The sequence below is a fragment of the Desulfovibrio sp. 1188_IL3213 genome (assembly GCF_036763145.1).
In the GTDB taxonomy this organism is placed as follows: Bacteria; Desulfobacterota; Desulfovibrionia; order Desulfovibrionales; family Desulfovibrionaceae; genus Desulfovibrio.
Map to the genome: position 1 here is coordinate 1 of NZ_JBAIYR010000216.1, position 3,835 is coordinate 3,835.

The following is a 3,835-nucleotide window of genomic DNA, read 5'->3' on the forward strand; positions in this document are numbered from 1 at the left end:
AATATGCAAGAATAAGGCCGTTTTATGCAAGGTCAATGCCTGCCTTGGAAAAACAATATACATTTTTAGGCAAAAAGCCAAAGGGGCAGCTTTGGGTTTGCCGGAAAAAGGCTTTATCTGTTCGGGCCTGCCGCTTGAGGCCACAAGCCCCAGCGTCACCAATCTGGCCCGCGAAATGGTTTCCATGATTTCAACCCAGCATGCCTATACAGCCAATGCCGCCACAGTGCGCACCGGCGATGCCATGCTGGGAACCCTGCTGGATATCAAAGCCTGAACCGCAGGCCCATACGCCCGGCCTCACGGCCGGAACAGACAACCGGGGCCGAAAGCCCGACAGGTTTATTCCGGGGTATGCCCCGTTTTCCGACTGACCTGCCGCCGCCTTTGGGCCGGCATAACATTGTGGAGCGCTGATGGGAAAATGTCTGAAACTGTGCGCGTTAATGCTGGGCTGCGTGTTGGCCTTCGGTTGCGCCGCCAAGAAAGGTTCACAGGAAGACAGTATCGACAGTCTGCGCGCCGAGCGGTTCCGACGCTCCTATGAAGCGGCTTTTGATTCCAACCAGCAAGAGGCCGGTCAGCAGCTCCTGCGCAAGGCCAGGTCAGCCATCGGCACCCCGTATGTGCGCGGCGGAACTACCCCGGACGGTTTTGACTGTTCGGGTTTTGTCTGCTGGACGTATAAAAGCGTCGGCGTGCAGCTGCCCCGCACTGCGCGCGAGCAGTCTGTCATCGGACAGCGCATCACCAAGGTGGAAGATATGCGCGCCGGAGATATCGTGGCCTTCCGTCACCCCCGGCGGGGTTACCACACAGGCATCTATGTGGGCGATGGAAAATTTATCCACAGCCCGCGCAAACGCACCAGGGTGCGCATCAATTCGCTGGACGACCCCTACTTTCGCAACACGTTTCTCAGCGCTCGCCGCGTCAAGGTCGAAGGCGGCGAAACCCTGACGGCTCAGGCCGAAAGCCGCCTCAACGACTTTACTGAAGAAAAGGTCGTGCGCGAACTGGCCCGCGACAAGAAAAAATCGGCAAAAAGCCGGAGCAGCGCCGCCGCGCGCGATAACAAACGTACAAATACGCGCGAGAAAAAGCGGGATACGACCATACAGGTCGCCAGCAACGACAAGAAGAATGCCTCCTCGGCCCGTGCCGCTGAAAGCCGGAACAGCAAAAACTCCAAACAGACCGCGCAAACCGCCAAAACCTCGACCAAAGCGCCTGCAAAAACGTCTGCCGGCGCGTCCGCAAAGACACAAAACAAATCACAGGACAAGGCCGGGGCAACAGCCAAAAAAACTGAAACCAAAAAAGCCGCGCCCGCCAAAACCTCGGCAGCCAAGGCTGACTCCGGGAACAAAAAGAATCAGGGCAAAGGCAAAAACAACAATTCCTGATCAGGCCGGAGCAAGCGGCAGCGGTTTGAAACAGCCAGGGCATATCGAATTCTCGCGGCATCCGTGGACAGCCTCATGGCACGACACAGATCTGCTGCCCGCCACTGGCGGGAAAAACAGAAAAACTGCGGTGTACAGACGCGCGACACATGCCTTTGGCTGGCTGGAGTTATTCACGGCTAAACACTTTGTCCGCGCTGCCAGGGTTTCTCCTGAAAATCGGTGCCACAAGGTGCCGGCAGGTTTTATCTGCCTTTACGCAAGCACTGCAAAGCAAAATTGCTCCAGGCATGGCTGCGGTTTGAGGCATCTACTGCTCCGGGGGCGGAGTACAGGCGGGCGTGAGGCCCGGTTCCGGCGCAACTGCCGTCCGGCGCCCTAAAAACTGCCCGGCACGACATGCATATTTCTGAACAGCTCATGCAGCATCCACCTTTCCCTTGCGGCAGGCTGGCCCCCAGTCCCACTGGATATATCCATCTGGGCAACGCCTGGGCTTTTCTGCTGGCCTGGCTTGCCGCCCGTTCACAGGGCGGCCAGATACTGCTGCGCATTGAAGACATTGACCCGCAGCGCTCACGGCCGGACTATGCCGCAGCTCTGCTGGAAGACCTTCGCTGGCTCGGCCTTGACTGGGATCATGGCCCCGATACGGGCGGTCCCTGCGGTCCCTACGTGCAAAGTCAGCGCGGCAAGATATATGACACGGCCCTGACGCGGCTTGAACAATCCGGCTTGACCTATCCCTGCTTTTGCACCCGCAAGGAATTGCGTCAGCTTGCCGCCGCGCCGCATGTGGACGACGCGGGCGCGCCCTATCCCGGAACATGCCGCCATCTGAGCCATGAGCATATCCAGGGCATGCTGCGCTCGGGCCGCAAAGCCTGCGTGCGCCTGCGCTGCCCCAAGACGCCCATATCCTTTATTGATGCCGTCATGGGTCCACAAAATTTTCTTCTTTCCCAGTGCGGGGGCGATTTTGCCCTGCGGCGTTCCGACGGCGTTGTGGCCTACCAGCTGGCTGTGGCCGTGGACGACGCGCTTATGGGCGTCACGCAGGTGGTGCGCGGGCGGGACATTCTGCCCTCTACCCCGCGCCAGATTGCTCTTCTCGACCTCTTGGGCTATGGTGCGCCTTCCTACGCCCATGTGCCCCTGCTTCTGGATGCAGAGGGAGAGCGCCTGGCCAAGCGCCACAACAGCCTGTCCCTGCGTTGCCTGCGGGAACAAGGGGTTGATCCGCGCCGCATCACGGGTCTGCTGGGGCATCTGGCAGGTCTGACATTTTCCGCCCAAAGCGCAAGCCCGGCGGAACTTATGCCCGCCTTTGACTGGAGCCGTCTGCCACGACAGGACGTGCGCCTTGAAAGCAGTCACCTGCGCGGGCTGCTGTGACAAAACCGGCACGGGCGGAAAACGCGCAACCGGAAGGGCAGCCACGATGCCGCTCCGAAAAGCGCACGCCCGGTCTCTTTTTAACGACAGCATATCTCACAGCCTCATGGGGGAAGTGTATGACTTCGCAAAATCTTGACCAAGCCTTTCTGGACGAAATCTTTCCTGCTACCCGCGCGGACGATTTTTTTGATGCCCTTTTCGGCGGCGCGGAAGAAGGCGCTTATGACATCAGCCTTGTGTGCCGCGAGGCAACGCCCGAAACCGCCCGCATGGCCTTTGAACTGCGGCAGCGGCCGGGCAAATGCCTGGCCTGTAACCTGACCTACGGCCTGCCGCAGGTGTTCCAGCGCCACCCCGTACTCAACGTGGCGGGTGTTGCCCGCGACGTGGCCCAGCGCCTGGGCTGGCCTGTGGAAAACCTGAAATGGAAGCTGGGCCATACCGAAGAAGTGAGCAATGAAGTTCACGCCATTCCCCTGACCCTGGAAAAGGCGTAAACCACGGGCAAAGCGCCTTGACAGCCCGGCTCTTTTTTGGCAATAGAATCCGGTCGCCAGCTTAGCTCACTTGGTAGAGCAGCTGATTCGTAATCAGCAGGTAGCGAGTTCAATTCTCGCAGCTGGCTCCACAGGAATTAAGGGTTTACGCATGTCGTAAGCCCTTTTTTTGTGTATATTCCCGTCATTTGCGCCCAAGCCGCGCACATCATTTTTCCTGCTGCGCAGTCGCGCGGCGGGCAATACCGGAAACGCCGTCCGGAGGCCAGGCATGAAAGCTTTTTTGACCTTGCAGTCCGTGGAATCCGTTCTTGAACACATTTGCTCGTTCCCCGTGCTTGCGCATGAAAGCGTTTCTCTGGATAACGCCCGCGGCCGCCGTCTGGCGCACGATTTTTTCGCCCCTGAAAACCTGCCCGGCTTTGACCGCTCCACCATGGACGGATATGCCGTGCGGGCGCGCGATGTGTTTGGCGCACAGGAGGGCAGCCCTGCCCTTGTGGAATGCGCGGGCGACTGCCCTATGGGGGCCAG

General features: G+C 59.4%; 4 protein-coding genes, 1 tRNA gene and 1 pseudogene. All 6 read left to right on the forward strand.

What is annotated here, in order from left to right; translation table 11 throughout:
* Positions 1–277 (forward strand): flagellar basal body rod C-terminal domain-containing protein (locus tag V6C16_RS09015; RefSeq protein WP_333543043.1); only part of this gene is annotated, 277 nt, incomplete at its 5' end.
* A 139-nt stretch (positions 278–416) separates the two neighbouring features.
* On the forward strand, positions 417–1,406 hold the full coding sequence (locus V6C16_RS09020) for an NlpC/P60 family protein (RefSeq protein WP_333536082.1): 990 nt from the start codon (positions 417–419) through the stop codon (positions 1,404–1,406).
* A 420-nt stretch (positions 1,407–1,826) separates the two neighbouring features.
* Positions 1,827–2,801, forward strand: coding sequence for a tRNA glutamyl-Q(34) synthetase GluQRS (gene gluQRS, locus V6C16_RS09025; RefSeq protein WP_333543044.1), 975 nt, complete (start codon positions 1,827–1,829; stop codon positions 2,799–2,801).
* Between the two features lie 119 nt (positions 2,802–2,920).
* Positions 2,921–3,301 (forward strand): hypothetical protein, encoded by a 381-nt coding sequence (locus V6C16_RS09030; RefSeq protein WP_333543045.1) that lies wholly within the window; start codon positions 2,921–2,923, stop codon positions 3,299–3,301.
* A gap of 55 nt (positions 3,302–3,356) precedes the next feature.
* Positions 3,357–3,432: transfer RNA gene (locus V6C16_RS09035), tRNA-Thr, on the forward strand.
* Between the two features lie 140 nt (positions 3,433–3,572).
* Positions 3,573–3,835 (forward strand): annotated as a pseudogene (locus V6C16_RS09040) (gephyrin-like molybdotransferase Glp); the annotation flags it as partial.

What these genes read in the sequence shown, in the direction of transcription:
- gluQRS (WP_333543044.1), top strand. Translation starts at nt 1,827, where the DNA reads ATGCAGCATCCACCTTTCCCTTGCGGCAGGCTGGCCCCCAGTCCCACT.
- V6C16_RS09020 (WP_333536082.1), top strand. Translation starts at nt 417, where the DNA reads ATGGGAAAATGTCTGAAACTGTGCGCGTTAATGCTGGGCTGCGTGTTG.
- V6C16_RS09030 (WP_333543045.1), top strand. Translation starts at nt 2,921, where the DNA reads ATGACTTCGCAAAATCTTGACCAAGCCTTTCTGGACGAAATCTTTCCT.